The sequence below is a fragment of the Moraxella macacae 0408225 genome, assembly GCF_000320365.1.
In the GTDB taxonomy this organism is placed as follows: Bacteria; Pseudomonadota; Gammaproteobacteria; order Pseudomonadales; family Moraxellaceae; genus Faucicola; species Faucicola macacae.
The window spans coordinates 326,487-343,728 of record NZ_ANIN01000001.1; the positions used below are offsets into that span (position 1 = coordinate 326,487).

13 protein-coding genes are annotated in these 17,242 nt (G+C 41.5%); 10 read left to right on the forward strand and 3 right to left on the reverse strand.

Annotated features, from left to right (window positions below; genetic code table 11):
* Window positions 1-68 precede the first annotated feature (68 nt).
* Together MOMA_RS01480 and modA are read left to right on the forward strand one after the other, a co-directional pair.
* Complete coding sequence (locus MOMA_RS01480) at window positions 69-497, forward strand: TOBE domain-containing protein (protein WP_009501436.1); 429 nt, start codon at window positions 69-71, stop codon at window positions 495-497.
* 99 nt (window positions 498-596) lie between these two features.
* The gene (gene modA, locus MOMA_RS01485) at window positions 597-1,349 is read left to right on the forward strand and encodes a molybdate ABC transporter substrate-binding protein (RefSeq protein ID WP_009501437.1); all 753 of its coding nucleotides are present in this window, start codon (window positions 597-599) and stop codon (window positions 1,347-1,349) included.
* Between the two features lie 179 nt (window positions 1,350-1,528).
* Here the strand turns inward: modA and nfuA are convergent, their stop codons facing one another.
* Window positions 1,529-2,140: a Fe-S biogenesis protein NfuA gene (nfuA, locus tag MOMA_RS01490; protein ID WP_009501438.1), complete on the reverse strand. Its 612-nt coding sequence runs from the start codon at window positions 2,138-2,140 to the stop codon at window positions 1,529-1,531.
* A gap of 343 nt (window positions 2,141-2,483) precedes the next feature.
* Here nfuA and MOMA_RS01495 point away from each other — a divergent pair, with 343 nt between their 5' ends.
* The 5 genes from MOMA_RS01495 to fadA all read left to right on the forward strand — a co-directional run bounded on the left by MOMA_RS01495 (window position 2,484) and on the right by fadA (window position 10,575).
* Window positions 2,484-3,569, forward strand: a complete 1,086-nt coding sequence (locus MOMA_RS01495) for a bifunctional nicotinamide-nucleotide adenylyltransferase/Nudix hydroxylase (protein WP_009501439.1) — start codon at window positions 2,484-2,486, stop codon at window positions 3,567-3,569.
* 60 nt (window positions 3,570-3,629) lie between these two features.
* On the forward strand, window positions 3,630-5,504 hold the full coding sequence (locus MOMA_RS01500; RefSeq protein WP_009501440.1) for a site-specific DNA-methyltransferase: 1,875 nt from the start codon (window positions 3,630-3,632) through the stop codon (window positions 5,502-5,504).
* An 85-nt stretch (window positions 5,505-5,589) separates the two neighbouring features.
* On the forward strand, window positions 5,590-6,993 hold the full coding sequence (locus MOMA_RS01505) for a nicotinate phosphoribosyltransferase (protein WP_009501441.1): 1,404 nt from the start codon (window positions 5,590-5,592) through the stop codon (window positions 6,991-6,993).
* A gap of 152 nt (window positions 6,994-7,145) precedes the next feature.
* Window positions 7,146-9,317 (forward strand): fatty acid oxidation complex subunit alpha FadB, encoded by a 2,172-nt coding sequence (gene fadB / locus MOMA_RS01510; protein ID WP_040624932.1) that lies wholly within the window; start codon window positions 7,146-7,148, stop codon window positions 9,315-9,317.
* Window positions 9,318-9,402: 85 nt separating this feature from the next.
* Window positions 9,403-10,575: an acetyl-CoA C-acyltransferase FadA gene (fadA, locus tag MOMA_RS01515; protein WP_009501443.1), complete on the forward strand. Its 1,173-nt coding sequence runs from the start codon at window positions 9,403-9,405 to the stop codon at window positions 10,573-10,575.
* A 153-nt stretch (window positions 10,576-10,728) separates the two neighbouring features.
* Here the strand turns inward: fadA and ribA are convergent, their stop codons facing one another.
* Complete coding sequence (gene ribA, locus MOMA_RS01520; RefSeq protein ID WP_009501444.1) at window positions 10,729-11,310, reverse strand: GTP cyclohydrolase II; 582 nt, start codon at window positions 11,308-11,310, stop codon at window positions 10,729-10,731.
* A gap of 239 nt (window positions 11,311-11,549) precedes the next feature.
* On the opposite strand from ribA, the gene dxs reads away from it, so the two are divergent.
* Both dxs and MOMA_RS01530 read left to right on the forward strand, forming a co-directional pair.
* Window positions 11,550-13,727 carry a 1-deoxy-D-xylulose-5-phosphate synthase gene (dxs, locus tag MOMA_RS01525; RefSeq protein ID WP_009501445.1) on the forward strand — a complete coding sequence of 726 codons (2,178 nt, stop codon included), beginning with the start codon at window positions 11,550-11,552 and terminating at the stop codon, window positions 13,725-13,727.
* 74 nt (window positions 13,728-13,801) lie between these two features.
* On the forward strand, window positions 13,802-14,635 hold the full coding sequence (locus MOMA_RS01530; RefSeq protein ID WP_009501446.1) for an inositol monophosphatase family protein: 834 nt from the start codon (window positions 13,802-13,804) through the stop codon (window positions 14,633-14,635).
* A gap of 88 nt (window positions 14,636-14,723) precedes the next feature.
* Here MOMA_RS01530 and ffh read toward each other — a convergent pair whose 3' ends face one another.
* Window positions 14,724-16,235 (reverse strand): signal recognition particle protein, encoded by a 1,512-nt coding sequence (gene ffh, locus MOMA_RS01535; RefSeq protein ID WP_009501447.1) that lies wholly within the window; start codon window positions 16,233-16,235, stop codon window positions 14,724-14,726.
* A gap of 205 nt (window positions 16,236-16,440) precedes the next feature.
* On the opposite strand from ffh, the gene MOMA_RS01540 reads away from it, so the two are divergent.
* Window positions 16,441-17,235 (forward strand): cytochrome C assembly family protein, encoded by a 795-nt coding sequence (locus MOMA_RS01540; protein ID WP_009501448.1) that lies wholly within the window; start codon window positions 16,441-16,443, stop codon window positions 17,233-17,235.
* The last annotated feature ends 7 nt before the right edge of the window (window positions 17,236-17,242 follow it).

Sequence of the window (17,242 nt, forward strand, 5' to 3'; positions counted from 1 at the left end):
TTGTTTTATCAGTCATTTTATCAAACTGCTTTTTAGCAAACACGCTTTTATCAACCAATGGAGTTAGTATGTCAATCAGTGCCAGAAACCAACTTGCCGCCAAAATCAGTGCCATCAACACAGGGGCAGTCAACGATGTGATTAGCGTTATTACCGCCCAAGGCGACACGTTAACAACCGTCATCACAAGCGACAGCACAAAACGCCTAAACTTAAGCGTAGGTTCTGATGTGATCGCAATTTTTAAAGCCCCATCGGTTATCATCACAACCGACAATGACTTAATTTATTCATCACGCAACCAACTACAAGGCAAAATCACCAATATTACAGACGGTGCGGTCAATGCCGAAATTAGCATTGAAACTGACAATGCCACACCAATCACTGCAATTATCACAAGCCAAAGCGTAAAAAATTTAAATTTAAGCATAGGCTCTGATGTAACCGCCTTGATTAAAGCATCGCACATTGTGCTTGCGGTAAAACAATCTTAAACCTTAAATCTTAAATCTTAAACTTTAATAACGCACGATTTTCAATTTGTTAATTTTCAATTTGTTAAATTTATTAAATTTATTAAAAGGATAAGCAACATGAACTTAAAATTTACCAAAATCGCTCTAACCGCCCTTGCGTTTTGTGCTTTCACCGCCCACGCTGATGTTACCGTATACGCAGCGGCCAGTTTAACCGATGCCATTAACGATGTGAATCGACTTTATGAAAAAAAATATCGCACCGATGTAAAAGCCTCTTATGCCGCTTCATCAACCCTTGCCAAACAAATCCAAAATGGTGCAAAAGCCGATGTTTATTTATCCGCCGATATTGCATGGATGAAACACATTGAAAAAAACAATTTAGTAAAATCTAACAATGTCATTCATTTGCTTGGCAATCGCTTGGTAACCATCGCACCAAAAGCAAGTCCAATCAAAACCATAAACATGAATGCACAAACCCTTGACAACCAATTCACAGGCAAACTTTGTACAGGCAACACCGACTCCGTTCCAGTTGGCAAATACGCCAAAACCGCCTTGACCAGTTTAAACTGGTGGGATAGCGTGCAATCACGAATTGTTGGCACTTCAGATGTGCGTTCGGCGTTAAATTTTGTAGACAGAGGTGAGTGTGGATTAGGCATTGTGTATGCCACGGATGCCAAAATTGCCAAAAACGTAAAAGTTGTTGGCACTTTTGGACTTGCAACACACACGCCGATCGTTTATCCGGCAGGACTGATTAATGACAACAATGACGATGCCAAACGCTACTATCAGTTTTTACAAAGCGATGATGCCAAAAAAATCTTTGTCAAGTATGGTTTTAGCTATTTAAAATAATTGTTTAAATAAACTTAAACCATCAACCAAATAAACCAAAAAAGGCAGCGTATTTTCGTTGCCTTTTTTTGGTTTAACATTTAGTGGCTTAGCATTTAGTGGTTTAACATTTTACGGTTTGGCGGTTTATATTGACAAACTGTTGATAAATTGTTGACAAACTTTATTTATAAAACGCATTATTTATAAAACGCATTGGCAGTATAGCTGTGATCGGTTTCATCAACCACTTGGGTAAGTTCTGGAATTTGTTGTTTTAGGGTAACTTCAACGCCTTGTTTTAAAGTCATATCCACCGCCGAACAGCCCTGACAGCCACCACCAAATTTTAGCACAGCCGTTACACCCACGCCTTCTTCTTCGACCAAATCAACCAGTTGCACATTCCCTCCATGCGAGGCTAAATTCGGATTCACCTCCGCTTGTAGTACATAGTTGATACGCTCTTCTAAACTTGCATTTTCACCAACTTGTGGCACTTTTGAATTTGGGGCTCTAAAAGTTAACTGCCCTCCAAAACGATCTTTATTATAATCAATCACCGCATCTTGCAAATATGGAATGGACGGCGTGTCAATATAAGCTGAAAACTGTTCATAATCCAGTCTTAAATCTTCAGGATTGTGTTCATCAGGCTGACTGTAAGACATACAGCATTCAGCTCTGGGCGTGCCCGGATGCTCCACAAAAATACGCACGCCAATGCCATCGGTTTCTTGTTTGGCTAACAATTCAGTTAAATATTGTTGGGCGGAATCGGTGATTTTGATGTTGGAAATTTCGGTTGTCATGGCGTTTCTCAATTGTGTTTTGGTTGGGTTTTGGTTTTGGATTTTTGCTATTTTTAAAATTAAATTTTAAAGCCAAGATTAAAATTTTTTAAATCAGCGTTAAATATTGAGCAAATATTCAAAATTTACACCTTTATTATACCTAAATATTATGGTATTAAAAAATGATTTATCAAGCAAATTTTGCCAAATTAAGGGCTTTAAATTAAAAAACAACCACAAAAAACCCCTTGCTTTTTTTACAAAAACTTAGCAATATAACTGACAACCTTTTAATAGTTATCTTTTCATGTCTAAGTAATATATTAAGTAATGTTAAATAATTTTTTATAGTGGGCTTATTATGACTAACCAAATTTTAACCATTGATGACAACGAACCTACCAATCATTTTAGCAAAGCCTGCAATACCGATGGGTTTGCCTATGACTATTTGGTGTTTATTGGGCGGTTTCAGCCGTTTCATTTGGGGCATAAATCTGTGGTTGATGAAGCACTAAAACTTGCCAAAAATGTGATCGTTTTGATCGGTTCAGCAAATTTACCACGCAGCACTCGCAACAGTTTTAGTTTTTTACAGCGCAAGGCTATGATTTTGGGTGCGTTTTCAGAAGCAGAAGCTGGACGCATTCACTGCGTGGCATTAGATGATGTGCTATACAATGACACTCGGTGGCTACAATACGTACAGCAGTGCGTAAAAACCGTAACCAAAGATTTGGGTGCAAACATTGGCTTGATTGGACATTCAAAAGACAGTTCATCGTATTATTTATCATTATTTCCAAATTGGCAATCGGTTGGCGTACCAAATTTTCACAATTTATCCGCCACGCCTATCCGCGAGGGGTTTTTGCTTGGGGCTGATCCGCTTGTGGATTTGGTGCCTGAATCTACTGCAAGCGTCATGCGTGAATTTAAACAAACCGCCGCTTACGAACGCTTGCACAAAGAAGCTGGCTTTATTGACAAATACAAAAAACAGTGGGATAACGCACCCTATCCGCCAACGTTTATGACCGTCGATGCGGTGGTTGTCCAGTCCGGGCATATTTTGCTTGTGGAGCGTCGCGGTATGCCAGGGCAAGGTTTATGGGCGTTGCCCGGTGGCTTTGTCGATCCAAAAGAAACCTTATTTGATGCATGTATCCGCGAATTGCGTGAAGAAACCCGCCTAAAAGTTCCAGAAGCTGTGCTGCGTGGCTCTCGGCATAGCCAACATACTTTTGACGATCCTTACCGCTCGGCTCGTGGACGCACCATTACCCAGGCGTTTTATTTTGTGTTAAAAAACGATCCAAAAGGCTTACCCTTAGTCAAAGGCGGTGATGATGCACTGCGTGCGTTTTGGTTGCCTTTAGCCCAGCTCCAAGCGGACAAAATTTTTGAAGATCATTATGCCATTATTTGTAAAATGGTTGGTTTATAACCACGCTTAATCAAACTTTTTATTAAACCACTCAATCAATACCCAAATTTTGGAGATCTTATGACCCTAAAAATGCACACCCCAAACCTGGTTGACAACAACATCACCAAACTTGCCAAACTCTTCCCAAACTGCATCACCGAAACCGCCAAAACCGATGACAGTGGCAATCCTGTTACAGACAAAAATGGTAAAATCTTATATGAACTGGGCGTTGATTTTGAGATTTTAAAGCAAGAACTTAGCCACACAGTAATTGACGGTTCCAAAGAACGCTACCGCCTTGACTGGGTGGGAAAACGCGAAGCCATCGTAACTGCCAACAGCCCCATTGCCAAAACTTTAAGACCTGTTCGATCTGAAAGCGTGGATTTTGACACCACACAAAATCTGTTTATCGAAGGGGATAATCTAGAAGCACTCAAGATTTTACAAGAAAGTTACCTTGGCAAAATCAAAATGATCTACATAGATCCGCCGTATAACACAGGCAATGACTTTATTTATAACGATGATTTTGCTGAAGATACGCAAGAGTTTTTTGAGCGATCAGGGCAGATAGATGAAGAGGGCAACAGATTAATTGCTAACACAGAGAGCAATGGGCGGTTTCACAGCGACTGGCTAAGTATGATGTATAGCAGACTGAAACTGGCTAGGAATTTATTGGCAGATGATGGGGTGATTTTTATTTCAATCGATGATAATGAGCAGGCGAATTTAAAAAATCTTGCCAATGAATTATTTGGCAGTGAAAATGTAGAAATGTTTATATGGAATAAAGAAGCCGAGGGTAAATCAGGAACTTTAAAGCAGACCAAAAGATTCAGAAAAATTCATGAATACATAATGGTAGCTTACAAAAATATAGAGTTATCTAATTTTAATAAAATTAGAGAAGCCCTAATTGGCAAAGAAAATACTTTACAAACAGCAAATCTTGCAGTGAACACAGATAAAGAAAACACAAGCCACGAAAACTATTTTACTATTACAAATCCAAGCGGTTTGGAATTTACAAGACAATGGAAATGGGATAAAACACATATTGAACAACTAATAAAAGATGATTTAATTTATTGGGGAAGTGATGGTAATAAACAACCAAGACTGATTATACCTACTGATGATAGACGAACTACATTTTTAGAAAGTATTTTGAATTACGGTGGTACAACAATTGGGAGAAAAGATTTTGAGGATTTAATGGGAGAAGGGTTATTTACTTATCCTAAGCCATTGATATTAATAAAAAAAATAATAGAGAGCGTTATCGGTAAAGATGATTCTATATTAGACTTTTTCGCAGGCTCCTCCACCACCGCCCACGCGGTTATGCAGCTTAACGCAGAAGACGGCGGTAAGCGTAAATTTATCATGGTGCAGATACCAGAGGCCACCGATGAAAAATCCGAAGCCTATAAAGCAGGTTTTGCCAATATCGCCGATATTTCAAAAGAGCGTATCCGTAGAGCCAGAGCAAAAATCAAAGCCGATAATCAGGATAAAGATTTAAGCCACCTAGATACAGGTTTTCGCGTATTAAAAATTGACACCACCAACATGCGTGATGTGTATTATTATCCGCATGAATACACGCAAGAAATGTTGGTTGATCTGATTGACAATATTAAACCGGATCGCACAGCAGAGGATTTGTTGTTTCAGTTTTTATTGGACATTGGTGTTTCGTTATCCTTGCCAATTGTCAGCATTGAAATAAACAACCACCCAGTTTATCAAGTTGGCAATGACGAAAATCTGATCGTTGCCAGTATGGATTATATTGACACGGCTATGGTGAATGAAATTGTCAAACTCAAACCACACAAATTTGTTACCAGTGAACGAGCCATTGTCAATGACAGTGATAAAACCAACATTAAAGAGCGTTTTAAGCAGTTAAGCAGTCAGACAGAAGTTTGGTTTATTTAACTTAAACAAAATTTTTAGCCCAGATTGACAGACAATTTTTCGGCTTTTGCCATAACAGGCTTTTACCATAACAGAGGAGTTCTGTATGTTTAGTTCCAATTTTCACAACTTTATTTTAAACACAGACAGCTACAAAACATCGCATTGGCAACAATACCCGCCAAATACCGAGTACGTTTCTAGCTATATAGAAGCACGTGGCGGACAAAACAGTTTTGAGAGCGTGATGTTTTTTGGATTGCAAGCCTTTATTAAAGAATATTTAACAAAACCGATTAGCCAATCTAATATTGACGAAGCGAAAATCATTTTTCAGGCACATGGCGTGCCGTTTAACCAAACAGGTTGGCAACGCTTGATCGAAAAACACGGCGGATTTTTGCCACTGCGCATTCAGGCAATACCCGAGGGCATGGTTATTCCAACCGGGCAAGTGCTATGCCAAGTGGTGAACACCGATCCTGAATTTTATTGGTTAACCAGTTATATAGAAACGTCGTTGTTGCGAGCGGTTTGGTATCCGTCTACTGTGGCAAGTTTGTCATATTATTGTAAACAGATTATTAAGGCAGGCTTAGAAAAATCCGCGGATAATTTAGATGGGTTGGCGTTTAAACTGCACGATTTTGGTGCAAGAGGCGTCTCAAGCCTTGAATCAGCAGGGCTTGGCGGTTTGGCACATTTGATTAATTTTTTGGGAACGGATACTGTGGTTGCTTTGGTGGCAGCCAGTCGTTGGTATGGCATGAAAGACACACTGGCGGGTTTTTCCATTCCTGCGGCCGAACATAGTACCATGACTGCGTGGGGACGTGAATTTGAAGCCGATGCGTATGCCAATATGCTCAAGCAATTTGGCGGTCAAGGTCAGACTGTGGCAGTGGTAAGCGACAGTTACGATCTGTGGAAGGCCATTGATAACATTTGGGGCAATGAATTAAAATCACAAATTGAAACCATGGGTGGCACGCTTGTCATTCGTCCTGACAGTGGCGATCCGATTAAAGTTGTGCGCGAGGCCTTGCAACGCCTTGGAGCAAAATTTGGCACAACCATTAACAGCAAAGGCTACAAAATATTGCCAAATTATGTGCGATTGATTCAAGGCGATGGCATTAATCCAAGCAGTATTGGCAAAATCATTGATGCGGTATTAGAGGCCGGATTTAGCCTTGACAATTTGGCATTTGGTATGGGCGGCGGTTTATTACAGCAGGTAAATCGTGATACCTTAGGCTGGGCAATGAAAACCAGCAGTGCCAGAGTGGACGGCTATTGGCGCGATGTTTATAAAGATCCGATCACAAGCGTAAGCAAACGCAGCAAGCGTGGACGGTTGGCATTGGTACATCACCAAGGCAGTTATATGACGGTACGTGAAGATGAACTGGCTGAACATAACAACCTTTTGCAAGATGTGTTTTTAAACGGTGAGTTATTGATAGATGATGATTTGACTGTGATTAGAGAGCGAGCATTGCAAAAATAAGCAAAAACTGACTTATCAGTCATTTGACATCGCCCAATTTAGCCCAAAAATAACCTAAACTATAGCGACTTTATCTTTTTCACGACAACCAATTTTTTCACAATAAGCAATTTTTTAACTGCAACCAAAAAAGGACGAAGGATATGAGCCAAATTCTCTATAAATCAAACAGTATCACGGTATCACGCCTTGATGATGGTATTGTTAAGCTGCACTTTGACAACCAAACCGAATCCGTCAACAAATTTGACAAAGCCACCGATCAAGACTTTGACCAAGCAGTGAGTGTCTTAGAAAAATCTCCCGATATCAAAGGGCTAATTGTCACGAGTGGCAAAAAAGTGTTTATCGCAGGGGCGGATATCACCGAATTTTTGGATTATTTTTCTCAAGATGAAGCGGTGGTTAAAGATTGGATTGTTGACATTAACAAAATCTTTAACCGTTTTGAAGATTTGCCCTATCCAAAAGTGTGTGCCATCAATGGAGCGGCGTTGGGCGGCGGCTGTGAGATGACTTTGGTGTGTGATTATCGGGTGATAAGCGATACCGCAAGCATTGGGCTGCCTGAGATAAGTTTAGGGATTTTCCCAGGTTTTGGTGGCAGCGTGCGTACCCCACGCATTATTGGCATTGACAATGCTTTAGAGCTGATTGCCACCGCCAAGCCTTTAAAACCAATGGAAGCGTTAAAAATTGGGCTTGTCGATGCGGTTGTGAGTGAACAAAACCTTGAGCAAGCCGCCATTGATTTGGTAAAAAAATGTATCAAGGGCGACTTGGATTGGCAAGGACGCGTGGCAGAAAAATTAAATCCTGTCAAATTAAATCAACTTGAGCAATCCATGGCGTTTAATTCAGCCAAAGCGGTGATTTTTGCCAAAGCCAATCCAAAACACTACCCTGCTGTTGCCTTGGCAATTGACGCCATCGAGCAGCACGTCAATTTGCCCCGTGATAAGGCAATTGACATAGAAGCTGCCAATTTTGCCAAAGCCGCCAAAACTAACCAGGCCACGGCGTTGGTTGGGGTATTTTTAAACGACCAAGCGGTAAAAAAATTAGCCAAAAAACACGCCCAAAACGCCCATGATATCCAACAGGCGGCCGTTTTAGGAGCAGGGATTATGGGCGGTGGCATTGCCTATCAAGCCGCAAGTCAAGGCTTACCTATTATCATGAAAGACATCAAACCCGAGCAGCTTGAGCTTGGCATGAATGAAGCGGCTAAATTATTAGCCAAACAAGTGGAACGTGGCAAATTAACCGCCGCCAAAATGGGGCAAACTTTAAGCCAAATTCGCCCCACGCTCAATTACGGCGACTTTGGCACAACTGACATCGTCATCGAAGCTGTGGTTGAAAATCCAAAGGTAAAAACCGCTGTGTTAACAGAAGTGGAAGATTTGGTAACCGATGACTGTATTTTGGCGTCCAACACGTCCACCATTTCCATCACCCAATTGGCAAAAGCATTAAAACGCCCACAAAACTTTGTTGGCATGCACTTTTTTAACCCTGTGCATCGCATGCCACTCGTTGAGATTATCCGTGGTGAACAATCGTCTGAACAAGCAATTGCCACTACGGTTGCCCTAGCCCAAAAAATGGGTAAAACCCCCATTGTGGTGAATGATTGCCCGGGGTTTTTGGTCAATCGGGTGCTGTTTCCGTATTTTGGAGCGTTTGATTTACTCATCAAACAAGGGGCGGATTTTGTCCAAATTGACAAAGCAATGGAACAATTTGGCTGGCCGATGGGCCCTGCGTATTTGATGGACGTGGTGGGGCTTGACACGGGCGTGCACGGGGCAGCGGTGATGGCAGAAGGCTTCCCCGATCGCATGAAACCTGATTTTAAAGGCAGCATTGCCCATTTGTTTGAACATGACCGCTTGGGACAAAAAAATGGGCTTGGCTTTTATAAATACGAAACCGACAAAAAAGGCAAACCCAAAAAAAGCGTTGATGACAATACTTATCAATTGTTAAAAGACGTACAAGACAATCCAAACAGCGACAATCAAAACAACAAACAAAACTTTAGCAATGAACAAATCATTGACCGCATGATGCTGGCATTTTGTAACGAAACCGTGCGTTGCTTAGAAGATAACATCGTAGCCACGCCTGCCGAAGCGGATATGGCGATGCTGATGGGGCTAGGTTTTCCGCCGTTTCGTGGTGGGCCTTGTCGCTACATTGACCAATTAGGGCTTGACAATTACCTATCCCTTTGCGACAAATACGCCCATCTTGGCAAGGCGTATGAAGCCCCTGATTTGGTGCGACAAATGGCAAAAGAAGGTAAAACTTTTTACTAAGTTCTTTTTACCAAGTTTTAAGTTTAAAGCAATTTATTTTAAAGCAATTTAGTTTTAAGCAATTTTAAAGAAAAAGGATAATCATATGACAACTTTAAACCCAACCGACGTGGTCATCGTCGACGGCGTGCGTTCTGCGATGGGAAAATCCAAAAACGGCATGTTTCGTCATGTGCGTGCGGACAATTTATCCGCCGCCGTGGTTCGCCAATTATTAAAACGCAATGAATTTGAGTTAAATTTGATAGAAGATGTGATTTGGGGAGCGGTAAACCAAACCCTTGAGCAAGGCTGGAATATCGGCCGGCATATCGGTTTATTGGCAGGCATTCCAAAAACCGCCGGCGGACAAACGGTAAACCGCCTGTGTGGCTCATCGATGCAGGCATTGCACACAGCAGCCGCCCAAATTATGACCAATCAAGGCGAGGTGTTTGTCATCGGCGGCGTTGAGCACATGGGGCATGTGAGCATGATGCACGGCGTGGATTTAAACCCACAAGCCTCCAAATATTATGCCAAAGCCTCCAACATGATGGGGTTGACCGCTGAAATGCTTGGACGTATGAACAACATCAGCCGTGAAGCCCAAGACGCTTTTGGCGTACAATCCCACAAACGAGCGTGGGACGCCACGGTTAATGGGCGTTTTGATAATGAAATTGTCGGCGTGGAAGGACATGACGAAACTGGCAATTTACAGCTTTGTACCGTTGATGAAGTTATCCGCTCCGATGCCAATTTGGACACTTTTGCCAATTTAAAACCTGTGTTTGATCCAAAAAACGGTACGGTAACGGCGGCTACCGCGTCGGCGTTATCCGATGGGGCGTGTGCGATGCTTGTGATGTCCGCCAAAAAGGCAAAAGATTTGGGCTTAACCGCCAGAGCCAAAATCCGCTCCATGGCAGTGGCAGGCTGTGATGCCGCCATTATGGGCTATGGGCCTGTGCCTGCCACTCAAAAAGCATTACAGCGAGCAAACCTTAACATACAAGACATTGAGACCATTGAACTAAACGAAGCCTTTGCTGCTCAAGGTTTAGCAGTGATGAAAGGGCTTGGCATTGCTGACAAGCAAGACATCATCAATGTCAACGGCGGAGCAATTGCCCTTGGACATCCGCTTGGCTGTTCTGGAGCGAGAATCACCACCACGCTCCTAAACGTCATGGAGCAACAAGACACCCAAATCGGGCTTGCCACCATGTGCATTGGACTTGGACAAGGCATCGCCACTGTGATTGAAAGGGTTTAACCTAACTTAGTTGTTTGGCTTAACCTTGTTTAGCCTAACTTTGTTTATTTTTTTGCCAAAACAAAAATCCCTAAAATTTAAGATTTTTTGGGATTTTAGCTTTATTAAAGATAGTGATTAACATTAAAGATAATGATTAACACAAGTTAGCAATTAAAACAAATGCCCCATGCGTTGTTTTTTGGTGTCAAGGTAATTTTGATTAAAATCATTGACACCCACAAGCAGTGGCACTCGTTCCACAACCGCCACACCGATTTTAGTTAAATAATCGACTTTATTTGGGTTATTGGTGATCAATTTGACTTGTGTTACTCCAACATGATCAAGCATTGGACGACACATTTCATAAGTGCGTGCATCGGCCGGAAGTCCAAGCAACAAATTGGCATCTAAGGTATCATGCCCTTGATCTTGTAAGGCATACGCACGGATTTTATTTACCAATCCAATACCACGCCCCTCTTGGCGTAGGTATAAAATCGCCCCATAGCCGTATGCTTGTATCATCTGCATGGTGGCGTTAAGCTGTGGCCCACAGTCGCATTTTAGCGAACCAAACGCATCACCTGTCAAGCACTCTGAATGAATGCGCACGAGTGGAATTTTTTCATCGGTAGGCAACCCCACTGTAAGCATAACATGCTCTTGTTTTGCTTCGTTTTCAAATACATGAATGTCAAACAACCCATGAGCGGTTGGTAATTTGGCTTGACTGATAAATTGATACGCCACGATTTTCCCCAACAAAATGCAAAAATTGCTCTTTTTATAGTTACTTTTTTTATAAAATCAAGGCTTGCATACAACCTAGGCAAAATCCGCCAACTGCCAAGTTTTGCACAAAACTTATGAAAACACCAAAATTCAGCATTTTTTCACGCAAATAGATGTAGTTAGGGTGAAAAAATGCTATCATGTACGCTTAATTTCAGCCAATTTAATCAGCCAAAACCATTTTAAAAGACACCACAATGCCAAATGCCAATTTTAACAAACATGATTTTAATAAACACAGTTTTAACAAACATGATTTTAACAAAAACACGGCAGCGACTTTTCACAAGTTGCCAACTGTACGCCCTATTACGCCACTGCTTGATACAGTAGACAGTCCTGATGATTTAAAGAATTTTTCTCATGACAATTTGGTGCAATTAGCCAATGAGTTGCGTGAGTTTTTGCTGTATTCGGTTGGACAAAGTGGCGGTCATTTTGGGGCAAATTTGGGCGTGGTGGAATTATCCATTGCCTTACACAAGGTTTTTGACGCACCCAATGACAAACTTGTGTGGGACGTAGGTCATCAGGCATACCCACACAAAATTTTGACAGGGCGGCGCGAGCAATTAACCAGCATTCGCAACAAGGACGGCCTTACCGCCTTTCCTGAACGCAGCGAGAGTAAATACGACACTTTTGGCGTAGGACATAGCTCTACAGCAATTTCTGCAGGGCTTGGCATGAGCCTTGCGATGCAACATCAAGGCAAAAACAACAGCGTGGTGGCAATCGTTGGCGACGGTGCAATGACAGGTGGCATGGCATTTGAGGCAATGAACGATGCAATACAACAAAATGCCAATATTATCGTGGTGCTAAACGACAATGACATGTCTATTTCACAAGCAACGGGTGGATTTTCCAAACATTTAGCCACGCTTTGGCAACGCGGTTTGGCGGTAGATATTGACAAATTTGGCAATCCAATTATCACCCATCGCACCATTTCCAGCGATGATCGGCGCATTCGTCATTATTTGCACATGGCCGGCGATGCTTTTGATGATTTATCAGTCAAATTACCAAAAAAAATTAGCGAAAAATTGGGTGAAAAGTTTGCCGAAGGTTTGCCAAATCCTGCCCAAATTATCAATTTACCCGAAAAAATTGCCAATAAAATTGCGGATAATATGTTTCCTGAAAATTTATTCAAGGCAATTGGATTTCAATATTTTGGACCATTTGATGGGCATGATGTGGTAAAATTAGCCCAAGTTTTTGAACGCATTAAACCCATGAAAGGTGCGGTTTTGGTGCATGTCCACACTGTAAAAGGCAAAGGATTCTCTCCTGCTGAACACGACCCGATTGGTTATCATGCAATTGGCAAATTGCCTAAAAACGATACCCAAAACACCAATTTACCTTTAAGCAACTCTGATAAAAAAATTAAAAAATACTCACAAATTTTTGGTGAATTTTTATGCGACACCGCCAAAACCGATAAAAAACTCATGGCCATCACCCCTGCTATGGCCGAAGGATCAGGCATGGTGGATTTTGCCAAACAATTCCCAAGCCAATATTTTGATGTTGCCATTGCTGAACAACACGCAATTACTTTGGCAGGCGGTATGGCATGCGAGGGCGTTAAACCCATTGTGGCAATTTATTCCACTTTTTTACAGCGCGGTTACGATCAACTGATTCACGATATCGCTTTACAAAACCTAGATGTTACCTTTGCTATTGACCGAGCGGGGCTTGTTGGCGAAGATGGGGCAACACACGCAGGCGTATTTGACATAAGTTTTATGCGATGCATACCAAATATCATCATCGCTGTGCCAAGTGATGAAAATGAGTGTTATCAACTGCTAAACACCTGCTATCAGTACCAAGGCGTGGCCGCGGTGCGTTATCCCAGAGGGTGCGGTATAGGCGTGGCAATTGATAAAAATCTTACGAACAATGCACAAAATTTTACCATAGGTAAAGCGGTGCTCGATTGTCAATTTAACGATAAAAATCAATCAGTTAATGAAAAAATTGCCCTACTTGCCTTTGGTTCAATGCTTAAAAACGCAAAACAAGCGTGCGAAATTATCGCGAAAAATTCCCCCAAAACCCAATTTTCAGTTTATAATATGCGATTTGTAAAACCACTTGATAGCAAACTGATTGACACACTGATTGATGACAACTATCGCATTATTACCCTAGAAGAGCACCAATTGATGGGTGGTGCAGGCAGCAGTGTGAACGAATATATCCTCGCAAAAACGCACAAAGGCCCTGTGCCAAATGTGCTAAATATCGGCATTGATGATAAATTTATACCGCATGGCAGCCACAGTGAACAGCTTGCGTATTGTGGGCTTGATGTAGATGGCGTGGTAGCAAAAATCACACGTTTTTTAGATAATTAGTTGTTTTGATTGTTTTTCATCGATTGTTTTTTATAATCGTTTTTGTAAATCATTTTAAAGTTTAAGGTAACTATATGGAACCAATGGTCGTTATGGCAGTACGTGCTGCCCAAAAAGTAGGCAATGAGATTTTAAATACCCACTTAAATCGTCATAAAATTGAACTAACCATTGAAAGCAAAGGCCTTGATGGTTTGGTAACTCAAATTGATCGTTACAGTGAAGAATTGCTTATTGCAACGTTAAGAGAAAGTTATCCAAATCATACATTTTTGGGTGAAGAATTCGGTTTACAAGAGGGCAAAGGCAACGATAAAGACTGGTGTTGGGTGATTGATCCTTTAGATGGTACGCATAATTTTGTACATGGTTTGCCACATTTTTGCGTATCTATTGGCGTGCAAAAAAACGGTGTAACCGAACACGCCGTCATCTATGATCCTGTGCGTGATGAAGTATTTTCCGCCAGTCGTGGCAAAGGAGCAAGGCTCAACCGACGCCGTATCAGTGTGAGTGAACACAAAACCATTCAAGGCGGTTTTTTTACCACCGGGCACCCATTAGAACGCAATTACCACGATGGTATTCATTCGTATGCCAAAGAGCATTTTGAAACTTTACAAAAAGTCTGCGAACAAGGCGGACAAGTCAGACGCTTAGGTTCTGCAGCATTGGATTTGGCGTATGTTGCAAGTGGCCGTGTAGATGGGTATTTTGAAATGTCTATCAAACCGTGGGATATTTGTGCAGGCGAACTGATTGTCAGTGAAGCTCGCGGTACGGTGGTTGACCATACAGGTGCTCATAACGCAATGACGACAGGTTCTGTGTTTGCTTGTAATGTAAAACTACTAAAGCCTTTGATGCAATTGGTTGTGCCAATTTGGGGCAATGCAATAAAGGGCTAAAAATCCAAAAAGCGTATCAACTTTTAGATACGCTTTTTTATACCATACAACAATTCAAAATTAAAAACTATCCAAAATTAAAGCACGCTTAAAAACGCGTTTTAAACTTTGGTGCTGGTAGGTTTGCCAAATTGGCATTCACACTGTTTGTATCAGGGTTTTGTCCCATGATGGGGTTTTGTCCGATAACGGGTGCTGGCTGTGAGGCTTGATTGCCACCAAACAATGGACCACCTCCTCCACTCATGCCTTTGGTTAAGCCTTGTACAGCACGCATCATTTTACTGATTCCTGATGGATCGGATAACATTTTCATCATTTTTGCCATTTGTTTGTGTTGTTTTAACAAAGCATTGACATCTTGAATGGTTTTGCCCGAACCGTCAGCAATGCGCCGTTTGCGACTTGGATTAATTTTGTCAGGATTTTGGCGTTCAAATGGAGTCATAGAATGGATCAATGCCTCCATTTCTTTTACTTTTTCTTCAGGCTTTGCCTCTTGTACCGCCCTTTGAATGTCCGCCCCACTCATACCTGGCATTTTATCGAGAAAGCCTGCCATACCGCCCAAATTACGCATTTGTTGGAATTGAGTTAATAAATCATCAAGATCAAATTCACCGCCTTTTTGGATTTTTTTTGCCATGCGTTCGGCTTTTTCGCGGTCAATTTTGTTTTCAACTTCTTCTACAAGCGACAACACATCGCCCATACCCAAAATACGCTGTGCCACACGCTCCGGGTGAAACGGTTCTAAGGCTTCTAGTTTTTCGCCACGCCCCAAAAATTTAATCGGTTTGCCTGTAATTGCACGCACCGACAACGCCGCCCCGCCTCGAGCATCACCGTCGGTTTTGGTTAAAATCACGCCTGTCAAGGGTAAAGCGTCATTAAAGGCTTTGGCGGTATTTGAGGCATCTTGTCCGGTCATTGAATCGACCACAAACAGTATTTCGGTTGGATTGATTTGAGTGCTTAAGGCTTTAATCTCATTCATCATTTCATCATCAACATGCAAACGCCCCGCCGTATCAATAATTAATACATCTTGATATTGGTTTTTGGCTTGTTCAATAGCACGTTTGGCAATGTCAATTGGATCTTCATCAGCGTGTGATTGCACAAAACTTGCCCTCACTTGTTCGGCCACTTGTTGCAACTGCTTAATTGCAGCAGGACGGTATACGTCGGTCGATACCAACATGACTTTTTTCTGATGGCGATCTTGTAAATATTTTGCCAATTTACCTGTGGTTGTGGTTTTACCCGCCCCTTGAAGACCGGCCATTAAATAAATGACGGGCGGTTTGCCAGTTAATTCAAGCTGTTGGTTTTCGCTGCCCATCATTTCGGTTAATTCATCATACACGATTTTGACAAAAGCCTGCCCCGGATTAAGCTCTTTTAGCACTTCTTGGCCAAGGGCTTGCTCTTTGACACGTGCCACAAAATCACGCACAATTGGCAAGGCGACATCTGCTTCTAAAAGTGCCATTCTCACTTCGCGCAAAGTATCTTTGATATTATCTTCGGTCAACTGCCCTGTGCCTGCTACATTGCGCAGACTGGTCGATAAGCGTTCGGTTAAAGTTTCAAACATAAGTTTCTCTTGTTAAGTTTCTGTATTAAGCTTCTTTGTCTTTTAAGCTGTTTATAAAAACAATCGCTAAATTTTATGCAAAATATTTTATGCAAAATTTTGTCAAACTGCCAATAAAATACTGATAAAATAGCCGATTATTTCGTTTAAATTTGTTAGAATAATAAGATTTTAACACAATCAAACTACTTTTGGGGAAAAATTCGTGTTTTTACTGCTAATTTTATCGCTTGTGTGCTATGTGTTAATCAGTGTTTATTTAATATGGGCGTTAAGTTTACAAAAACCCATTCATAAAGGCGTAACGCTTGGGTTTTTGGCAGTTGGTTCGTTGGCACACGCAGGGATATTATTACCTAAAATTATTACCTTATATGGGCTAAATTTTAATTTGTTTAACATGATCTCGCTTACAAGCCTATTTATGTTGTTGTTTTATTGGGGATTTAGTTGGTATCGGGCAATTTTGCCTTTTGGGGTTTTTGCTGCACCTTTGGCATTGATAGGGGTATTGACTGGTTATTTTGGCAAAGCACCGTATCAGCCTTTGACTGATATGAGTGCGATTTTGCAAGGGCATATTTTGTTAGCTTTGGCTGCTTATTCCATTTTGTTTATGTCTGCAGTACAAGCGGTGATCCTGCGTTTACAAATTCGTGAGTTAAAACACCAAACCATTCATCGTATCTGGGTGGCAAAACTGCCCGCGTTACAAGACATGGAAAACCTACTGTTTGACATGATAACCTTAGGTTTTGTACTGCTATCGGCTTCGCTTGGATTGGGGTTTATGGATACGCGTGATTTATTGGGGCAACATTTGGCACACAAAACCGCGTTTAGCGTGCTGTCGTGGCTTGTGTTTGGGCTGTTGTTGTTTGGACATTGGCGTTATGGCTGGCGTGGGATAAAAGCAAGCAATATGACATTGTATGGTGTGGTGTTGCTTGGTATTGCCTTTATTGGCACAAAATTCGTGCTTGAAGTTATTTTGAATTAATAACCAA